The sequence below is a fragment of the Novacetimonas maltaceti genome, from assembly GCF_002906255.1.
GTDB classification, from domain to species: domain Bacteria; phylum Pseudomonadota; class Alphaproteobacteria; order Acetobacterales; family Acetobacteraceae; genus Novacetimonas; species Novacetimonas maltaceti.
The window spans coordinates 1-17,334 of the sequence record NZ_POTC01000004.1 but is presented as its reverse complement, the minus strand read 5'-3'; the positions used below and the strand labels follow the sequence as shown (position 1 = coordinate 17,334).

19 protein-coding genes are annotated in these 17,334 nt (G+C 66.9%); 3 read left to right on the top strand and 16 right to left on the bottom strand.

The genetic code is table 11. From position 1 onward, the window contains the following. Window positions 1-86: 86 nt before the first annotated feature. The 15 genes from rplS to ispH all read right to left on the bottom strand — a co-directional run bounded on the left by rplS (window position 87) and on the right by ispH (window position 12,388). Window positions 87-503 carry a 50S ribosomal protein L19 gene (gene rplS / locus KMAL_RS02550; protein WP_110094205.1) on the bottom strand — a complete coding sequence of 139 codons (417 nt, stop codon included), beginning with the start codon at window positions 501-503 and terminating at the stop codon, window positions 87-89. 29 nt (window positions 504-532) lie between these two features. Beyond that, complete coding sequence (trmD, locus tag KMAL_RS02545; protein ID WP_110094204.1) at window positions 533-1,282, bottom strand: tRNA (guanosine(37)-N1)-methyltransferase TrmD; 750 nt, start codon at window positions 1,280-1,282, stop codon at window positions 533-535. Then, window positions 1,279-1,836 (bottom strand): ribosome maturation factor RimM, encoded by a 558-nt coding sequence (gene rimM, locus KMAL_RS02540; RefSeq protein ID WP_110094203.1) that lies wholly within the window; start codon window positions 1,834-1,836, stop codon window positions 1,279-1,281. The genes trmD and rimM overlap by 4 nt, the downstream gene beginning before the upstream one ends. A gap of 40 nt (window positions 1,837-1,876) precedes the next feature. Next, window positions 1,877-2,224 (bottom strand): 30S ribosomal protein S16, encoded by a 348-nt coding sequence (gene rpsP / locus KMAL_RS02535; protein WP_110094202.1) that lies wholly within the window; start codon window positions 2,222-2,224, stop codon window positions 1,877-1,879. Window positions 2,225-2,280: 56 nt separating this feature from the next. Next, window positions 2,281-3,675 (bottom strand): signal recognition particle protein, encoded by a 1,395-nt coding sequence (gene ffh / locus KMAL_RS02530; protein WP_110094282.1) that lies wholly within the window; start codon window positions 3,673-3,675, stop codon window positions 2,281-2,283. Between the two features lie 171 nt (window positions 3,676-3,846). Beyond that, window positions 3,847-4,329, bottom strand: coding sequence for a Spy/CpxP family protein refolding chaperone (locus KMAL_RS02525; RefSeq protein ID WP_110094201.1), 483 nt, complete (start codon window positions 4,327-4,329; stop codon window positions 3,847-3,849). 206 nt (window positions 4,330-4,535) lie between these two features. After that, entirely contained in the window at window positions 4,536-5,327 is a 792-nt protein-coding gene (pstB, locus tag KMAL_RS02520) for a phosphate ABC transporter ATP-binding protein PstB (RefSeq protein WP_110094200.1), read from the bottom strand. Further along, entirely contained in the window at window positions 5,324-6,241 is a 918-nt protein-coding gene (gene pstA / locus KMAL_RS02515; protein WP_110094281.1) for a phosphate ABC transporter permease PstA, read from the bottom strand. Before pstA ends, pstB begins: the two co-directional genes overlap by 4 nt. Next, window positions 6,241-7,203: a phosphate ABC transporter permease subunit PstC gene (pstC, locus tag KMAL_RS02510; protein WP_110094280.1), complete on the bottom strand. Its 963-nt coding sequence runs from the start codon at window positions 7,201-7,203 to the stop codon at window positions 6,241-6,243. The genes pstA and pstC overlap by 1 nt, the downstream gene beginning before the upstream one ends. Window positions 7,204-7,399: 196 nt before the next feature. Continuing rightward, complete coding sequence (locus KMAL_RS02505) at window positions 7,400-8,290, bottom strand: nucleoside hydrolase (RefSeq protein WP_167400032.1); 891 nt, start codon at window positions 8,288-8,290, stop codon at window positions 7,400-7,402. 115 nt (window positions 8,291-8,405) lie between these two features. Then, window positions 8,406-9,167 (bottom strand): ABC transporter permease, encoded by a 762-nt coding sequence (locus KMAL_RS02500; RefSeq protein WP_110094279.1) that lies wholly within the window; start codon window positions 9,165-9,167, stop codon window positions 8,406-8,408. After that, window positions 9,164-9,904, bottom strand: a complete 741-nt coding sequence (locus KMAL_RS02495; protein WP_110094198.1) for an ABC transporter ATP-binding protein — start codon at window positions 9,902-9,904, stop codon at window positions 9,164-9,166. The genes KMAL_RS02500 and KMAL_RS02495 overlap by 4 nt, the downstream gene beginning before the upstream one ends. Then, window positions 9,904-10,398: a ribonuclease HI gene (gene rnhA / locus KMAL_RS02490; RefSeq protein WP_110094197.1), complete on the bottom strand. Its 495-nt coding sequence runs from the start codon at window positions 10,396-10,398 to the stop codon at window positions 9,904-9,906. Before rnhA ends, KMAL_RS02495 begins: the two co-directional genes overlap by 1 nt. Continuing rightward, entirely contained in the window at window positions 10,398-11,369 is a 972-nt protein-coding gene (locus KMAL_RS02485) for a homoserine kinase (protein WP_110094196.1), read from the bottom strand. The genes rnhA and KMAL_RS02485 overlap by 1 nt, the downstream gene beginning before the upstream one ends. Window positions 11,370-11,386: 17 nt before the next feature. Next, a complete protein-coding gene (gene ispH / locus KMAL_RS02480; RefSeq protein ID WP_110094195.1) occupies window positions 11,387-12,388 on the bottom strand; it encodes a 4-hydroxy-3-methylbut-2-enyl diphosphate reductase in 1,002 nt (333 codons plus the stop codon). A gap of 287 nt (window positions 12,389-12,675) precedes the next feature. On the opposite strand from ispH, the gene KMAL_RS02475 reads away from it, so the two are divergent. From KMAL_RS02475 to KMAL_RS02465, 3 genes are all read left to right on the top strand, one after another. Then, entirely contained in the window at window positions 12,676-13,269 is a 594-nt protein-coding gene (locus KMAL_RS02475) for a hypothetical protein (protein ID WP_110094194.1), read from the top strand. Window positions 13,270-13,420: 151 nt separating this feature from the next. Then, complete coding sequence (locus KMAL_RS02470) at window positions 13,421-15,352, top strand: OPT family oligopeptide transporter (protein ID WP_110094193.1); 1,932 nt, start codon at window positions 13,421-13,423, stop codon at window positions 15,350-15,352. A gap of 114 nt (window positions 15,353-15,466) precedes the next feature. Further along, the gene (locus tag KMAL_RS02465; protein ID WP_110094192.1) at window positions 15,467-17,104 is read left to right on the top strand and encodes a M3 family oligoendopeptidase; all 1,638 of its coding nucleotides are present in this window, start codon (window positions 15,467-15,469) and stop codon (window positions 17,102-17,104) included. 20 nt (window positions 17,105-17,124) lie between these two features. On the opposite strand, the gene KMAL_RS17425 is transcribed toward KMAL_RS02465, so the two are convergent. Continuing rightward, window positions 17,125-17,334, bottom strand: a 210-nt coding sequence (locus KMAL_RS17425) for a hypothetical protein (protein WP_219811420.1), incomplete at its 5' end; no start/stop codon positions are given.

Sequence of the window (17,334 nt, the reverse complement as noted above, 5' to 3'; positions counted from 1 at the left end):
ATCCCGGTCGGCAATAAGTAAAAGCCGCCACCCGCGGACCGCCTTCCCATTTCGGGCGGCGGCGCGGGCGACGGCAGTAGTACAAATCAGTTGGCCTTGGCTTCCGCGGCGGCAGGCGCTTCGGCCTTGGCTGCGGGCGCCGTATCGCGGGGACGCTCGGCAATGCGGGCGGACTTGCCGCGACGGCCACGCAGGTAATACAGCTTCGCGCGACGCACGACACCGCGACGCACGACCGTGATGTCGGCGATGGCGGGGGAATACAGCGGGAACACACGCTCCACGCCTTCACCGTTGGAAATCTTACGCACGGTGAAGTTGCTGTTCAGGCCCTTGTTCGAACGGGCGATCACAACGCCTTCATAGGCCTGGACGCGCTTGCGCGAACCTTCGACCACGTGCACGCCAACGCGCACCGTGTCGCCCGGCGCGAAGTCCGGCACGGCGCGGGTCGCGGTCAGGCGGGCGATTTCTTCCGCCTCGTATTTCTGGATGATGTTCATGATCGGGTCCTCAGTTGATTGGTTTGTGTTCAGTTCAGCCGATCCGCACTGGCGCGCGCGCCAGCAGGTCGGGACGTATCTTCACCGGCACGCGCCACATGGGCGGCCCACAGGTCGGGCCGCCGTTGCCGCGTTGCCGCCTCGGCCATGTCATGGCGCCACCGGGCGATCGCGCCATGATGGCCGGACAGCAGGACATCGGGCACGTCACGTCCCTCCCACTGCGCCGGCTTGGTATAAAGCGGGTATTCAAGCAGGCCGTCGGCGAAGCTTTCTTCCGTGGCGCTTGCGTCCGATCCCATGACGCCCGGCAGCAGCCGCACGCAGGCATCGAGCAGCACAAGCGCCGCGACCTCGCCCCCCGACAGGATATAGTCACCGATGCAGACCTGTTCGATATCGCGCGCCTCAAGCACGCGTTCGTCCACGCCTTCATAACGGCCACACAGCACGACAACCCCCGGCCCCGCCGCGTAACGCCGGACATCCGCCTGCGTCAGCGTCCGCCCGCGTGGCGTGGGATAGATCACGGGCCGGCCCTGTGGCGCGACATCGTCAAGCGCCGCCGACACGACATCGGGCCGCATCACCATTCCCGCCCCGCCGCCAAACGGCGTGTCGTCAATGGTGCGGTGGCGCCCAAGCCCATGCGCGCGCAGATCCTGCGCCTGCATCGACCAGATCCCATCGCGCAGCGCACGCCCCGCGAGCGAGTATCCCAGCGAACCGGGAAACATCTCCGGGAACAGGGTCAGCGCGGTGGCCTGCCACGTCGTCATGCCACGGACTCCGCCGCGCCATCGCCGGGGAAATACTCCGCCGGGACCTCGATCTCATCGGGCAGGACGACCTCGACCCGGCGTGCGCCCATGTCCACCACCGGCACGCAGGCCCGTGTGAACGGCAGCAGGATCGTGCCTTCCCCTCCGCTGATCTCCAGGCTGACGCCCGCGCCATAATCGTGGACCTGCCGCACATGGCCGAGTTCCCGCGACGGCGTGCTTCCCTGCTCGATCACCTGCATCCCCACGAGGTCGGCGACGTAGAATTCGTCCTCCCCCGGTTCCGGCAGGTCCGCGCGCCCGACATAGAGCTTGCGGTTGACCAGTTTCTGCGCGTCCTCGCGGCTGGAGACGGCCACCCCTGCGCCATCGCGCAGTTCGGCAATCCCCCTGCCCCGCCATGACAGGTGCCAGGCGTTCCCATGGTCGTCACGCAGCACCCCGTAACGGGCAAGGTCTTCGGGCACGGCGGCGTAGCTGTGCACATGCACAAGCCCACGCACGCCATGCGGCCGTCCCACCACGCCCATCAGGATACGATCGCGATCCATCGTCTGCCTTCTATCGTGCCTGCCCGCCTACCGTCGTGCCTCAGGCCGCGGCGGTCGCGGCGGCAGCAGCGGCAGCGCGTTCCTGCGCACGCTTCTTCGGCGCGGACTTCTTCGGCTGCTCGTTCCAGGTGGGCTTCGGCGCCAGGCCGGCATTGCCCAGGAAGCGGGCGACGCGGTCGGTCGGCAGCGCGCCGTTGGACAGCCAGTGGGTGATGCGCTCGGCCACCAGACGCACGCGGTCGGCGTGGTCGGACGGCAGCATCGGGTTGTAGGAACCGACCTTCTCGATGAAGCGGCCATCGCGGGGCGAACGGCTGTCGGCCACGACGATGTGGTAGTAGGGACGCTTCTTCGCACCGGCGCGTGCAAGGCGGATCTTGAGGCTCATTCAGACTTCTCCACAAAACAACTTGTAAAAACACAAAAGGGAAACGTGACGCGGCATCAGCCGAACGGCGGACGTCCACCCCCGCCGGGGGGACGTCCCCCGCCGGGCATCAGCGCGGAAAGGCCCTGACGCATCAGTCCCTTCACTCCCAACCTGTTCAACCGCTTCATCATCGAGGACATGGTGTCGTACTGCTTGAGCAGCCGGTTCACTTCCTGCACGGTTGTTCCCGACCCTGCGGCGATGCGCTTCTTGCGCGACGCCTTGATGATGGCGGGCGTCTTGCGCTCCGCCTTGGTCATGGATGAAATGATGGCCTGGTGGCGGCCAAGGACAGATGTGTCGATGTCCTTGTCGCCCATGGCCTCCTTCAGCTTGCCCATGCCCGGCAGCATGTTCAGGATGCCCGAAATGGACCCCATCTTGTTGATCTGCCGGATCTGGGCCGCGTAATCGTCGAGGTCGAACTTGCCCTGCAGCATCTTCGCTGCAATCTTCTCGCTCTCCTCGTGGTCGAGCGTGTCGGCGGCCTTTTCGACCAGTCCCGCGATATCGCCAAGGCCAAGGATACGGCCCGCGACACGTTCGGGATGGAATTCCTCCAGCGCGTCGAGCTTTTCGCCCGAACCCGTCAGCTTGATGGGCGCGCCGGTGATCGCACGCATCGACAGTGCCGCGCCACCACGGGCGTCGCCATCCATGCGGGTCATGACCACGCCGGTGACGCCCACGGCCTCGTTGAAGGCCTTGGCGGTGTTGACGGCGTCCTGCCCGGTCATCGCATCGACGACCAGCAGCGTCTCCGCCGGCTGGGTTTCGGCGCGGATGGCCCGCACCTCATCCATCAGCGCCTCGTCGATCGACAGGCGCCCGGCGGTATCGAGGATGACGATGTCATAACCTTCGCGCCGCCCGACATCCATGGCGCGGCGGGCGATCTCCACCGGGGACTGCCCGGCGATGATCGGCAGCGAGGCGACACCCGCGCGTTCGGCCAACTGCTGCAACTGCAACTGCGCGGCCGGCCGCTGCGTATCGAGGCTGGCGAGCAGGACCTTGCGGCGTTCGCGCGTGGCCAGGCGCAGCGCGATCTTGCCCGAGGTCGTCGTCTTGCCCGACCCCTGCAGGCCCACCATCAGGATGGGCACGGGCGGGACGGCGCTGAGGTTCAGCGGGACCGCGCCCGCACCGCCAAGCGCATCGATCAGCGCGTCATTGACGACCTTGGCGACGGCCTGGCCGGGGGAAATGCTGTCGAGCACCTCATGCCCGACGGCACGTTCGCGCACCTTGTTGACGAAATCCTTGACGACCGGGAGCGCCACGTCAGCATCGAGCATCGCCAGACGCACCTCGCGCATGGCTTCGGTGACATCGGCCTCCGACAGGGTCCCGCGCTTCGCGAGACCATCGAATACACCGGAGAGCTTGCCTGACAGCGTCTCGAACAAAGGTTTTTCCCCAAAAGAATAAGCGCCACTGCGCGAACCTTCGCGAAGTGACGTGCCTGATGTTGTGTCGGGTATATCTGTCCCGCCCATCGCGTGTCAAGACCTGACTGACACGCGATGGAGGGGCCGGGACGTCACGCCATTACGGACGCCCCGGCCATGCGGTCAGGATCAGTGGGCGGGCGGGGCCGGGGGCGCCATCAGCGCGCGCAGCTGCGCATGCAGGCTGTCGGCCTTGTCCTGATCGGCCTTGATCTGCGACAGCTGGTCGGCGGTCAGGACGTCATGGATGCGGATCGCGGTCTGCAGGCGCTCGGCCTCATGCGCCTGGTGGATGCTGGCGATCTGCTGCTGCAGCGACGCGATCTGGGCCTCGTCCACCTTGCCGGGGGTTGCCAGCAGGTCCTGGATCTGGTGGTGCAGGCCCGCTTCCTTTTCCATGTCGGCATGGAAATCGGGGTGGTCGGCCTTCAGGATCGCGTCGATCTTCTTGCGCTGGGCCTTCGTCAGGTTGACGCGCGCCAGGAACGGCATGCCGCCCATCGCGCCATGGCACGACGGCGGCGGGGGCGGCGGGGCGGCGACGGCGGCTTCGGCGCTGATGCCCGCAAACCCGCCAACAAGCGTTGCCGCCAGAATCATCTTCTTGATCATGCTTATATCCCAATCTGTAATAACACGTTCCCCTACCCTGCACCGACTCCTGACGCACGACAAGGGTTATCCCCACAGGGTAGGTCATCACATGGCCGGTAAAGCCCATGTTCTTGATACGAAATGTAAGGAAGCGCCCGCGCGATGCAACCGCAGCGCGAAGACATTACGCAGGCGCGACGACATGACCGCCCCTGCGGCCGGCCTCAGCCAAAGCGGCCGGTGATGTAGTCCTGCGTGCGGCGCTGCCGTGGGGCGGTGAACATGCGGTCCGCGCTTTCGACCTCCACCACCTCCCCCATATAGAAGAACGCGACCTGGTCGGCGCAGCGCGCGGCCTGCTGCAGGTTGTGCGTCACGATGGCGATGGTGAAATCCGCCTTGAGTTCGTCGAGCAGTTCCTCGATCCGCGCGGTGGAGACGGGATCGAGCGCGCTGGTCGGTTCATCCAGCAGCACGACCTCCGGACGGGTCGCGATGGTGCGCGCGATGCACAGGCGCTGCTGCTGCCCGCCCGACAGGGCCGCGGCCGAGGAACCAAGGCGGTCCTTCACCTCCGGCCACAGGGCGACGCGGCGCAGCACGTCCTCCACGCGGATGTCCATGTCCGCGCGCGACAGGCGTTCATGCAGCCGCACGCCAAAGGCGATGTTGTCATAGATGGACATCGGGAACGGCGTGGGCTTCTGGAACACCATGCCCACGCGCGCGCGCAGGACATTGAGATCCACGCCCGGCCCGATGATGTTGCAGCCATCAAAGATGACCTCGCCGGTCGCGCGCTGCCCCGGATACAGGTCATACATGCGGTTGAGCACCCGCAGCAGCGTGGACTTCCCGCATCCCGACGGGCCGATCATGCCGGTGACCTGACGGTCGGGGAAATCGATCGAGATATTCTTCAGCGCATGGTGCGCGCCATAATAGAAATCGAGGTTGCGGACCGAAATGGCCACCCCGGTCCCGTCCGCTGCCTGCTGTGTCTCTTCCACGTTCATTTCCTGTTACGCCCCAGCCCCACCCTTACGGCGATGTTTATCATCAGTATCCCTGCCGTGATCAGCATCGCACCCGTCCACGCCATCTGCGTCCAGTCGGGATAGGCGGAACCGGCATACTGGTAAATGGCGATCGGCAGGCTGGCCATCGGCGCATCGGGCCGCACGGACCAGTTCATGTTCCCAAGCGAGGTGAACAGCAGCGGCGCGGTTTCGCCCGACACGCGGGCCAGCGCCAGCAGGATGCCGGTCGCCACCCCCTCGCGCGCGGCACGCAGGCAGATGAACAGCACCACGCGCCAGCGCGGCGCGCCAAGCGCGAACGCGGCCTCACGCATGGCGACCGGCACGAGGCGCAGCATGTCCTCCGTCGTGCGGACCACCACCGGCACCACCAGCATGGCCAGCGCCAGCGCCCCGGCCATGCCGGAGAAATGGCCCGACGGCACCACGATGATCATGTAGATGAACAGCCCGACCAGGATGGACGGCGCGGACAGCAGGAGGTCGGACACGAACCGCACCGCCCCCAGCAGGCGCCCGTCGGTTGCCGCGAATTCCGCAAGGTAGATCCCCGCCAGCAGCCCGGCGGGCGCACCGATCAGCACCGCAAGCCCCGTCTGTATCAGGCTGCCGACGATGGCATTGGCCAACCCGCCCCCATGCCCCGGCGCAAGGGTGACATGGGTGAAGGTCTGCCACGATATCCCGCCCAACCCGTTGCGCAGCAGCACGAACAGGATGGAGGTCAGCATCAGCAGGACCAGCGCCGTGGTGACATAGCAGAACCCCGTCGCCACACGGTCGACAAGGCGCCTGCGCGCATCAAGCGCGCCGTCACGCCGCCAGCCCGGCCCCGCACATGGCGAACCGGCCCCGCCGTCGGCGCGCGCGGTGGTTTCGTGCGCGCCCATCACTTCGCCGCCCGTGCGGAACGCAGCAGCCAGCGCGAACACATCAGCGTCGCGAACGAGATGACCATGAGCAGGAAACCCGCCGCCATCAGGGAGGAGAATTTCAGGCTCCCCATCGCGCTTTCGGGGAATTCCAGCGCAATGAGCGAGGCGATCGTGTTCCCCGGCGCAAACAGCGACCAGCCGATATGGTTCGCATTGCCGATGACAAAGGTGATGGCCATCGTCTCGCCCAGCGCGCGGCCCAGCCCCAGCATGATCCCGCCAACCACCGCCGTGCGTGACCAGGGCAGCACGATGCGGCGCATGACCTCCCAGCGCGTCATGCCCAGCCCGTAGGCGCTTTCCTTCAGCACAGCGGGCATGGAGGTGAAGACGTCACGCATCACCGCGGAGATGAACGGCGTGATCATGACCGCAAGGATGATCCCGCCCGTCAGGAACCCGGTGCCATACGGCGCGCCACGGAACAGCACGCCAATGCCCGGCAGGCGACCAAGCGAGTGGGCGGCGGCCGGTTCCACATACCGCGCCATCAGCGGCACGATGACCGAAAAGCCCCACATGCCGAAGATGATCGACGGCACGGCAGCCAGCAACTGGATCGCGGTGCCGATGACGCTGGCAAGCCGCGCGGACGCGATTTCCGTCAGCCAGAAGGCGATCCCGAACGCCAGCGGCACGGCGATGACGATGGAGATGAGCGCGGTGACAAGGGTGCCGAACACCGGCGCGGCGGCGCCAAAATGCTGCGTCACCGGGTTCCATGCGGGATCGATGATGAATCCCGGCCCGAACGTGGCGAAGGCCCCGCGCGCCCCCCACGCCATGACCGCGATCATCCCGCCAAGCCCCAGCAGGATCAGCAGGGCGCTGCCACGGACAATGGCGGCGAAAAGCCCATCCCCCCGTGCGCGCGTGCCCCCCGTCAGGGAAGCAGAGGATGTTATAGACCGATCCATACAGAAGACCCCCGCCGCATCCGGCGCTTCGTCATGCCCATGTGTCACCTGTGTCGCCCCGGCAGGCCTGCCGCCCGTCAGGTGCGATCCCTGCGGGGACCATTACTGGACCGGCCATCCATCCTGCAACCGTCATGGGCCATGCGATGCGGCTTTTTGCACCGGGGCACATGATTTCCCTGTCCCCGCCCCATGCTCACGCCACGCCCGCGGCATGCAGCAGCAGGTCGCGGGCGACCTCCCGGCACGCATCGACATTGACGCGGTTCAGGATAAAGGTATTGGGTGCGATATTATTTTCGCCACTTTCGACCCGCACCAGCGTCCCACGGGTCAGTTCCCCACGACATTCCACGCCCAGACGCGCCATGTGCCCGGCGAACAGCCGGGGGCACAGCAGGGCGATGATGGCCACCGCAGGCGCCATCGGCACCGCCTGCGCGCCCGCACCACGCAGCAGGTCATGGACCATGCCGCCCGCACAGCCCCGCCCGGCAAGGGCTTCGACCTGTTCCATCCAGATGCCATCCGCCGTCACCCGCGCGACACAGGCACGCGGCAGCACCGTCACCGGCACGCCAGAGGCGAGGACCGTGGCCGCTGCCTCCGGGTCGGCATGGATATTGGCATCCACGCCCGACTCCTCCCCCCTGCCCGCATCCGCCAGGATCACGACCCCATGCAGGTGCGCGGCAAGGCGCGGTTCCTGGATCAGGGCCAGCGCAAGGTTGGTCAGCGCGCCGGTGCAGCAGATGCTGACACTTCCGGCGGGTTGGGCCATGGCATGGCGGATCATGGCCATGGCGGGCAGTTCCGCCTCCTCCCCGGTGGCAATGCGGGCCGGGGTCCAGGCGCCGCCCACCGCAAACAGCGGCTGCCCGCTGCCCGCATGGACAGGAATGTCGGCGCGCCCGGCCTTTTCCAGCACCATGCGCGCAAGTGCCGCCGCCCGGTGCGCCTGCCGCGCCTCGCGCCCGCCCGTCGTCACAAGCAGGGGGGCAAGCATGTCGGGAACCTGCAGCGCCATTACAAGTGCGGCCATATCCTGCGGCGCGCCAGTCAGGTCCAGAAGGAGGGGACGGGTCATGTCACGGCTTCCGTCTTGTTCACAAACAGTATCTGTGGGCTGTGGTGGCCCCTTGCGCGGCATCCGTCAACATCTGCCATGCAGGCGCCCCATTCTTCATTTACCATTGCCAGGGTCATTCCCCATGCCGGACCGGCACCCAGTACAACACCCGGCCCAGCAGAAGGTCCATTCCCCACCACAGCACGACAGTCATCGCCGCCAGCACCAGCAGGGCGGCGAACATCAGGTCCGTCTCGAAACGGGTATTGGCCGTCTGCATCAGGAATCCCAGCCCCGACGACGCCCCCACCCATTCCCCCACCACGGCGCCGATCGGCGCGATGGCGGTGGCGACCCGCACGCCCGATGCCAGCGCCGGCAGGGCGGCCGGCAGGCGCACATGCAGCAGCATCCGCCAGCGCGATGCCCCCATGGTGCGCGCAAGGTCGATCCAGTCCGCCGGGGTCTGGCGCAACCCGTCGGCAAAGGAGGACGTCACGGGAAAGAAGATGACCAGCACCGCCATCACGATCTTTGACGCCATGCCGAACCCGAACCACAGCACCAGCAACGGCGCCAGCGCAAAGACCGGCACCGCCTGGCTGAGCAGCACCAGCGGCATGGTCCAGCGCCGCACCACGGGCGAAAGCGCCATCAGCAGCGCCAGCACGGCCCCGCCCCCCACGCCCAGCGCAAGGCCGCACGCGGTCTCGATCAGCGTGGTCAGCGCGGAGTCGCCCAGTAGCGCGCGCTGCCGCCACAGAGAGCGCGCCACCGCATCGGGCGCGGGCAGCAGGTAAGGCGGCACATGGCCCCAGCGCGCGATCCCCCACCAGATACAGACCAGCCCCAGCAGCGTGACCACCGGACGCAGGATTCGTGCGGCAACCGTCATGACGCCAGCATCCGCCGCCACAGGTCCGCCTGCGCCGACAGCAGCGCCGGATCGTCCACGGCGCGCGGGATCTCCACCCCGCCCGGTGCAGGCAGGGCCGACAGGCGGACGGGATCGCCCCCCATCATGAACAGCGCCTGCGCCATGCGGCAGGCCTCCAGCGGGTCATGGGTGATCAGGATCGTCGTGCATCCCGCCAGCATCCGCGCCGCCAGTTCATGCATCCGCAGGCGCGTGATGCTGTCGAGCGCGGAAAAGGGTTCGTCCATCAGGACGACCGGCCTGCCCTCATACAACACGCGGGCAAGGGCGACGCGCTGGCGCATCCCCCCCGACAGCGCGGATGGCAGGGCAGCGCGCGAGGCCGACAGCCCGACGCGCTCCAGCAGGTCATGGGCGCGGGCACGGTCCAGCGCCTCGCCACGCAGGCGGCTGCCCAGCATGACATTGTCATCCACCCGCGCCCACGGCAGCAGCATGGCATCCTGCCCCATCCAGGCCACGCGACCGGACAGCGGCACGCCATCATCGGCCGCAATCGTCCCCGCATCCGGCACGAGCAGTCCCGCCACGAGCCGCAGCAGGGTCGTCTTGCCAATCCCGCTGCCACCCAGCAGGACCGTCAGGCGGGCGGCAGGAAACGTGGCATCCAGATTTTCGAAAATACGCTGCCCGTCCATCGACAGGCCCAGTCCCCGCACCATGATCGCAGGGGCGTGGCCGGTCGCGGGCGCCATCACTTGCGCCGCGACGGATAGGCGATCCCGAGCGCGTCACGCGCCTGCGTGGCAAGGACATCGACACGTTCGTTGTTTTCGTCACCCGCATGGCCGCGCACCCACTGCCATGTGATGTCATGGCGGGTCGCAAGGTCGAGCAGGCGCTGCCACAGGTCCATGTTCGCCACCGGGTCGCCGGAAGCATTGCGCCATTTGCGCCGCACCCACCCGGTGGACCAGCGCGTCATGCCATTGCACACATACTGGCTGTCGCTATGCAGGATGACCTTGCACGGCCGCTTCAGGCTGGCCAGCGCCTCCGCCACGGCGGTCAGTTCCATGCGGTTGTTGGTCGTCTCCGCCTCGCCGCCCGTGATCTCGCGCTCCTGCCCGCGAAACTGCAGCAGGGCGGCCCATCCGCCGGGTCCGGGATTGGGCTTGCACCCGCCATCGGTCCAGATGCGCACCACGTCATCGCCCGGCACGTCCACATCCCCCGTCACCGCGTCCATCACAGCCACTCCGGCGGGGTGGTGAGCGCGCGGAAGAAACGCAACCGGCCAAGGTAGTCGAGCGGGTTCTTGGGCGTGACCAGCGCATCGGGCGGCGTGTTGATCCAGTCATACAGCCGCGTCAGCAGGAAACGGACCGCCGCCCCCGTCGCCAGCACCGGCAACGCCGCGCGTTCTTCCGCGCCCAGCGGCCGCACGCTTTCATAGCCGCGCACCATCGCCCGCGCCCGGTCAGGGCAGAAGGCCACATGCGCGTCGAAGCACCAGGCGTTGAGCGCAATGGCAAGGTCATAGGCGAACCAGTCGGTGCAGGCGAAATAGAAATCGATCAGTCCCGACACCCGCCCGTCGATGAAGAACACATTGTCGGGGAACAGGTCGCCATGGATCTGCCCGCGCGGCAGGGCCGGATGCGCGCCCTGCCCCGGCCATGACGGCCCGACGAACGCCAGCGCGTCATCCAGTTCCGCAACCAGCCCGTGCTGGACCTGATCGCCCGAAGCCCGGCAGGCATCAAGCAGCGGCGGCCATGCGGCAGGCCCCATGCTGTTGCGGCGTTCGGCAGTATATCCGGCCCCGTCAAGGTGCAGGCGCGCCATCGCCGCCCCCACCGCCTCGCAATGGAAGGTCTCGATATCGCGGGGCCATGCGCCATGCAGGAAGGTGGTGATGGCGGCGGGACGCCCCGCAAGCGTGCCAAGCGTAGCAGCCGCACGATCGGCCACGGGCCGCGGGCAGGACAGCCCCTGCCCCGCCAGATACTGCATCAGACCAAGGAACCACGGCAGTTCATGCGGGTTCACCCGACGCTCATACAGCGTCAGGATGAAATCCGCGCGCGTGGTGCGCAGCAGGAAATTGCTGTTCTCCACGCCCTCGGCAATGCCATGGCACGAGACCGTTTCGCCAATGTCATAGCCCCCGACGAACCTGGAAAGCTCCTCGGGGGGGACGTCCGTATAGACCGCCATCGTCGATTACGGAAAAATCAGCCGAGCGGCGCGGGCAGGCGGAAGGTCACGTTCTCTTCCTTGACCGTGCGCTCCTCGATCTCCAGCGTGAAGCGCTTGGCCAGGGCCGCGACCATTTCCTGCACCAGCGATTCCGGAGCGGACGCGCCCGCCGTGATGCCCAGCGTCTTCACCCCGTCCAGCGCGGACCAGTCCAGCGCGTTCAGGCGCGGCACCAGCAGGGCGCGCGGCGCGCCGCTGCGCTCCGCCACTTCACGCAGCCGCTGGGAGTTGGAGGAGTTGGGCGAGCCGATCACGATCACGAGGTCGCAGCCCGGCGCGATCGCCTTGACCGCTTCCTGCCGGTTGGTCGTGGCGTAGCAGATGTCCTCGCGCTTCGGCCCCTCGATCAGGGGGAAGCGGTCGCGCAGGATATCGACGATTTCCGCCGTGTCATCGACCGACAGCGTCGTCTGCGTGATGAAGGCAAGGCGCGAGGGATCGGCCGGCTGGACCGTGCGCGCTTCCTCCGCATCGTTGATCAGCGTGACAGCACCCGCGGGCAGCTGCCCCATCGTGCCGACGACCTCCGGATGGCCGGCATGGCCGATCATCAGGATGTGGCGGCTTTCGGGGCCGCCATCAGCGAAGTGGCGCTCCGCCTCACGGTGGACCTTGGAGACGAGGGGGCAGGTCGCATCCAGGTACAGCAGGTTGCGGCGCATGGCCTCCGCCGGGACGGTCTTGGGCACGCCATGGGCGGAAAAGACCACGTGGCCGTCGGACGGCACCTCGTCCAGTTCCTCCACGAAGATCGCGCCCTGCGCCTCGAGCGCCTCCACCACGGTGCGGTTGTGGACGATCTCGTGCCGCACGTAGACGGGCGCGCCATAACGGCGGATCGCTTCCTCGACCACGCGGATCGCGCGGTCGACCCCGGCGCAGAACCCGCGCGGCCCGGCAAGCAGGACCTTGAGCAGGCGGGGCGCGACGTCAACGGGGGCGTGGGCATCGGGAGTGTGAATCATCTGGTCGGGCATGGTGTTCCCCAAACATCCGGCGGGCGGTATAGGATACGGGCCGCGATCTGTTACAGTTGCCGGTCCCGCATCGCGATGCAATGACCCGGCCCTACGCAAACCGTGGCGATGGCGCAAGCCATTTCCCGTTCATTCTAGCCTATTCTCATATATATGTCCTCCCCGGCGTGACGGGGCATTTACATGTCCGCGTTGCGATGCCCGATTGCATACCAACTCTTTCAACCGCCATTATCAGCCAGCCATCCACCAAGCCCATGTCGAGCACGAAAGCCCGGAACCCCCGCATGATTGCCCATTTCCCCTCCCGCGCGTCCCTTTCGTCCCGTTCCGTGAATTTCCTGCGCGCGCTGCCCCTGCTCGCCCTGCCCCTGCTGGCGGCGGGATGCCAGAATGAGTCGGATTCGATCTCGTTCGCCCCGGCCTGCCCGACCGTCGAGATCCCGGGAGAGGCGGCGGATTACTACCAGTATGCCGGCAGCGAGCATGACCTGTCGCACCTGGTGGTCCGCGCCGCCCTGCGCGAGGTCGTCGGCTCGTGCGAGGACGGGGCCCACCGCACGGTCGTCACCAACATGCAGATCGGCCTGCATGTGGTGCGTGGCCCCGCATCGAAGGTCAATTTCGTCAACATCCCGTATTTCGTGGCGGTGGTGTACAATGGCGAGATCAAGAGCAAGAAGCAGTTCATCGCCCATATCGAATTCGACAATGGCGACCTGCAGAAAGCCACCAGTACGCGCAACATCCCCATCACCATGCCGATTTCGCGGCGCATCCATTCCGAACAGTACCATATCGAGGTCGGATTCCAGCTGACGCAGGCGCAGCTTGACTTCAACCGCGCCCACCTCGTGATGCCGACCTTCCACAAGCTCTGATCCCGCCCATGCCACATGCCGGGCGCGGGAATGGCGGCATGCGCCACGCATCGCGGCATCCCCCGCGGGTGTCCGGGCGTGGCCGCCGTTCGCGCGCCCACCGGCGCGGCGGCCTTCCTTCCCTTTTCACAGCAGCAGGCCAGCGATCCATATGAAAGCGACGCGCATGCCCCGGGAACTGTCGTTGCGCGGCATTGTCCTCGGGGCGCTCATCACCCTCGTCTTCACCGCGTCGAACATCTATCTGGGGCTGAAGGTGGGGCTGACGGTCGCGTCCTCCATCCCCGCCGCCGTCATTTCCATGGCGGTGCTGCGTGCGCTTGGCGGGGCCAGCATCCTTGAAAACAACATCGTGCAGACGCAGGCCTCCGCCGCGGGGACGCTGTCATGCGTCTTCGCCTCGCTGCCCGCGCTGGTCATGATCGGCTACTGGCAGCATTTCCCCTTCATCGAAACCGCGCTCATCTCCGCCGCGGGGGGCATGACGGGGGTGCTGTTCACCATCCCGCTGCGCCGCGCCATGGTGAGCGAAAGCGCCCTTCCCTATCCCGAGGGCGTGGCGGCGGCGGAAATCCTCAAGGCCGGCGAAAAAGACACCAGTCCCGCCGCCCTGCGCGCGCTGACGGGCGGTGGCGTGATCGCGGCGGCCATCACCTTTGCCTCCGCCGGGTTGCGCCTGCTGGCGGACGAGGCCTCCGTCACGCTGTCATGGGGCATCGCGGTCTTTCGCGGGTCGTGCGGGTTTTCGCTGGCGATGCTGGGCGCGGGCTACCTCGTGGGGATCGAGGGGGGGCTTGCCATGCTGCTGGGCGCGGTGCTGGCATGGGGGGTATTCGTCCCGTTCCTGACGGCGCATGAGGCCAACCCCGCCCATCTTGCCCCCGCGGCCCATGCCACGGGCGTATGGATGCATGACGTGCGCTTCATCGGTGCGGGCATGATCGCCGTGGCGTCCGTGTGGACGCTGGCGCGCATGATGGGGCCGATCATCCGTGGCATCCATTCCAGCCTGCGCAGCGCCTCTTCCGGCGGGGACGCCGGGGATGGCGGCGACCTGCCGCTGCGTCAGGTCGGGATGCTGGCCGCAGGCATCAGCGTGGTGCTGACGGGCCTGTTCATCGCCTTCCTTGCCCCCTTTGGCGGCGTGGGGGCGGGCACCATCGGGCTGGCGCTGGTGGGGACGCTGTTCTGCATGCTGGTCGGCTTCCTTGTCGCCGCGACGTGCGGATACATGGCGGGGATCGTAGGCTCCTCCTCCTCCCCCATCTCGGGGATCTGCATCGTGGCGGTGATCCTGATCGCGTCGCTGTTCGTGGGCATGCGCGCGCTGGGGCTGTTCCCGGCATCCGTGGGCGACCATGGCGGCATCGCCTTCTGCCTGTACATCCTGTCCGCGCTGACGGCATCGGCGGCGATTTCCAACGACAACCTCCAGGACCTCAAGACCGGGCAACTGGTGGGGGCGACGCCATGGCGCCAGCAGGTCGCCCTGCTGATCGGGTGCGCGACCGGGGCGCTGGTGATCCCGCCGGTGCTCAATATCCTGTACCAGACCTATGGTTTCGTCGGCTACCTGCCGCATCCGGGCATGGACCCGACGCATGCGCTGGCCGCGCCGCAGCCCGCGCTGATGATGATGATCGCGTCGGGCATCTTCCTGCACCAGCTTGACTGGAACATGCTGGCCATTGGCGGGGCGCTGGCGGTCATGGTGATCGTGACCGACCTGGCACTGCGCCGCCATGGGCGCGCGCTGCCGCCGCTGGCGGTAGGGATCGGCATCTACCTGCCCGCCGCCGTCACGGTCACGCTGGCGGTCGGCGCTCTGGTCAACTGGGTCTGCACGCGACGGGGAAGCGACGCCCGCTCGGCACAGATCGGCACCATGCTGGCGTCGGGCATGATCGTGGGGGAAAGCCTGATGGGGGTCGCGCTGTCGGCGGTGGCGGGATTCGCCGGACGCGACAGCGCCCTGTCGATCATGCCCGCAAACGTGCCCGCCGCCGTGCCGGATATCGCGGGTGCGCTGGTTTTCGCAGGAATGTGCGTGTGGTTTGCCCGCCATGTGCTGCGCGCGCGATAGGGCGGCGAATCGTCATATCCGGCCCCCTGCCGCCCATCGTGCGGGACGGCCCCCATGGCGGGCTGCATACATCGGGCAATAGACCTCGCCCGCCTATGATGGCAGACTCGGGGCATGGCACCACGATTCAGCGAACTTGATTTTCCACGCCCGACCCGCGAAAGGCTTTCCCTGCGCTTCGGGCAGGTTTCCACCCTGCTGGACCAGAACCGGCTGCATGAGGCGCTGGGCCTGTTCGATACGATCCGCCGCGATTACGAAAGCTGGTCGGCGATGACGGACCTGCGGTTCTCACAGGATACGACATCGGCCACCAACCGGGCGGAGCGCGATTACGCGGATTCGCTGACGCCGCATGTCACGGCGTTCGAGGTCGCGATCAAGCGCCGGCTGCTTGACGCCCCGGACCAGCAGGCGGTACGCGCCGCACTGACGCCGCATACGCTGGAACTGTGGCGCACGGACATCACGACCTTCGATTCGCGAATCGCCGACGCGCTGGAGGAGGAAGCCCGGCTGAGCGGGGAATACACCGCGCTGATCGCCTCCGCCCGGCTGTCGATCGATGGCCGGACCGTCAACCTGTCCGGCCTTGCGCCCTATGCCGAAAGCACCGACCGCGCCGTGCGCGAACAGGCGGAACGCGTGCGCTGGGCGTTCTTTGCCGACAATGCGCCGCAACTCGACACGCTGTTCGACCGCCTGGTGCATGTCCGCGCCGACATGGCCGCGGCTCTTGGATATGACGCCTATACCTCGCTGGCCTACCGCCGGATGCGCAGGGTGGATTACGGCCCGCGGGAGGTCGCGCGCTTTCGCGAGGACGTGCGCACCCATGTCGTCCCGCTGGTGCAGCAGATCCTTGAACGCCGCCGTGCCACGATGGGGTGGGAGTGCGTGTATTCGTGGGACGAACCCCTGATCGACCCGCATGGCAACCCGCGCCCCATCGGCGGGCATGACATGCTGGTGGCGCAGGCGCAGGTGATGTTCGACCGCATGGGCGGCGACCTGGGCGGGTTCTACCGCCAGATGCGCGAAGGCGGGTTCCTTGACCTGCGCAACCGCGATGGCAAGGCGGGGGGCGGGTTCTGCACCTCCTTCCCCACGGTGGGCATGCCGTTCATCTTCGCCAACTTCAACGGCACGCAGCACGACATCAACGTGTTCACCCATGAAATGGGACATGCCTACCAGAACTGGAAAAGCCGCAACCTGCCTGCGGTGGACCTTCTGTGGCCGACGATGGATGCGGCGGAAATCAACTCCATGGCGCTGGAATTCCTGACATGGCCGCACATGGACCTGATGGTCGCCCCCGGCGAGGCCGAGCGCTTTCGCCAGATGCACCTGATCGGGTCGCTGTCGTTCCTGCCCTATGGCGTGTGCGTGGACCATTTCCAGCACGAAATCTATGCCCGGCCCGACATGTCGCCCGCCGGACGCCACGAACTGTGGCGGGAGATGGAACGCCGCTACCTGCCGTGGCGCGACTATGGCGGGATCGCCCATCCGTCGGCCGGGGGACGGTGGCAGGCGCAGGGGCATATCTACCGCTCGCCCTTCTATTACATTGATTACGCGCTTGCGCTGTGCTGCGCGCTACAGTTCTGGCAACGCAGCCGCACCGATTACGACCGCGCGCTGCGCGATTACGTGGCGCTGTGCGAACGGGGGGGATCGCGGCCCTTTACCGGACTGGTGCTGGAAGCCGGGCTGACCTCCCCGTTCCAGCCCGGCGCGCTGGCGTAGACGGTGCGCGAGGCCGCGCGTTACCTCAATATTTCCCCGTCATCAGGAAAGTGAAAAAGTTTCTGGTGAAGCTTTTTCCCAAAAAGCTTTGAAAGACGCCGCCTTTTTGGGGTCTGTTGGGAATTATGGTTTTTAAAAGCGTGTGATTGTGATTCAAGGTCTGCATGGATCGCTTCGTACTGACAGACGCCCAATGGGCGAAAATGGAACCGCTGTGCCTTGGCAAGAAA

Bases quoted from the DNA above. Each gene is read 5' to 3' on its own strand.
- rplS (WP_110094205.1), bottom strand. From the start codon at position 503: ATGAACATCATCCAGAAATACGAGGCGGAAGAAATCGCCCGCCTGACC.
- trmD (WP_110094204.1), bottom strand. From the start codon at position 1,282: ATGACGACGTGGCAGGCCACCGCGCTGACCCTGTTCCCGGAGATGTTT.
- rimM (WP_110094203.1), bottom strand. From the start codon at position 1,836: ATGGATCGCGATCGTATCCTGATGGGCGTGGTGGGACGGCCGCATGGC.
- rpsP (WP_110094202.1), bottom strand. From the start codon at position 2,224: ATGAGCCTCAAGATCCGCCTTGCACGCGCCGGTGCGAAGAAGCGTCCC.
- KMAL_RS02525 (WP_110094201.1), bottom strand. From the start codon at position 4,329: ATGATCAAGAAGATGATTCTGGCGGCAACGCTTGTTGGCGGGTTTGCG.
- pstB (WP_110094200.1), bottom strand. From the start codon at position 5,327: ATGAACGTGGAAGAGACACAGCAGGCAGCGGACGGGACCGGGGTGGCC.
- pstA (WP_110094281.1), bottom strand. From the start codon at position 6,241: ATGGGCGCGCACGAAACCACCGCGCGCGCCGACGGCGGGGCCGGTTCG.
- pstC (WP_110094280.1), bottom strand. From the start codon at position 7,203: ATGGATCGGTCTATAACATCCTCTGCTTCCCTGACGGGGGGCACGCGC.
- KMAL_RS02505 (WP_167400032.1), bottom strand. From the start codon at position 8,290: ATGACCCGTCCCCTCCTTCTGGACCTGACTGGCGCGCCGCAGGATATG.
- KMAL_RS02500 (WP_110094279.1), bottom strand. From the start codon at position 9,167: ATGACGGTTGCCGCACGAATCCTGCGTCCGGTGGTCACGCTGCTGGGG.
- KMAL_RS02495 (WP_110094198.1), bottom strand. From the start codon at position 9,904: ATGGCGCCCGCGACCGGCCACGCCCCTGCGATCATGGTGCGGGGACTG.
- rnhA (WP_110094197.1), bottom strand. From the start codon at position 10,398: ATGGACGCGGTGACGGGGGATGTGGACGTGCCGGGCGATGACGTGGTG.
- KMAL_RS02485 (WP_110094196.1), bottom strand. From the start codon at position 11,369: ATGGCGGTCTATACGGACGTCCCCCCCGAGGAGCTTTCCAGGTTCGTC.
- ispH (WP_110094195.1), bottom strand. From the start codon at position 12,388: ATGCCCGACCAGATGATTCACACTCCCGATGCCCACGCCCCCGTTGAC.
- KMAL_RS02475 (WP_110094194.1), top strand. From the start codon at position 12,676: ATGATTGCCCATTTCCCCTCCCGCGCGTCCCTTTCGTCCCGTTCCGTG.
- KMAL_RS02470 (WP_110094193.1), top strand. From the start codon at position 13,421: ATGAAAGCGACGCGCATGCCCCGGGAACTGTCGTTGCGCGGCATTGTC.
- KMAL_RS02465 (WP_110094192.1), top strand. From the start codon at position 15,467: ATGGCACCACGATTCAGCGAACTTGATTTTCCACGCCCGACCCGCGAA.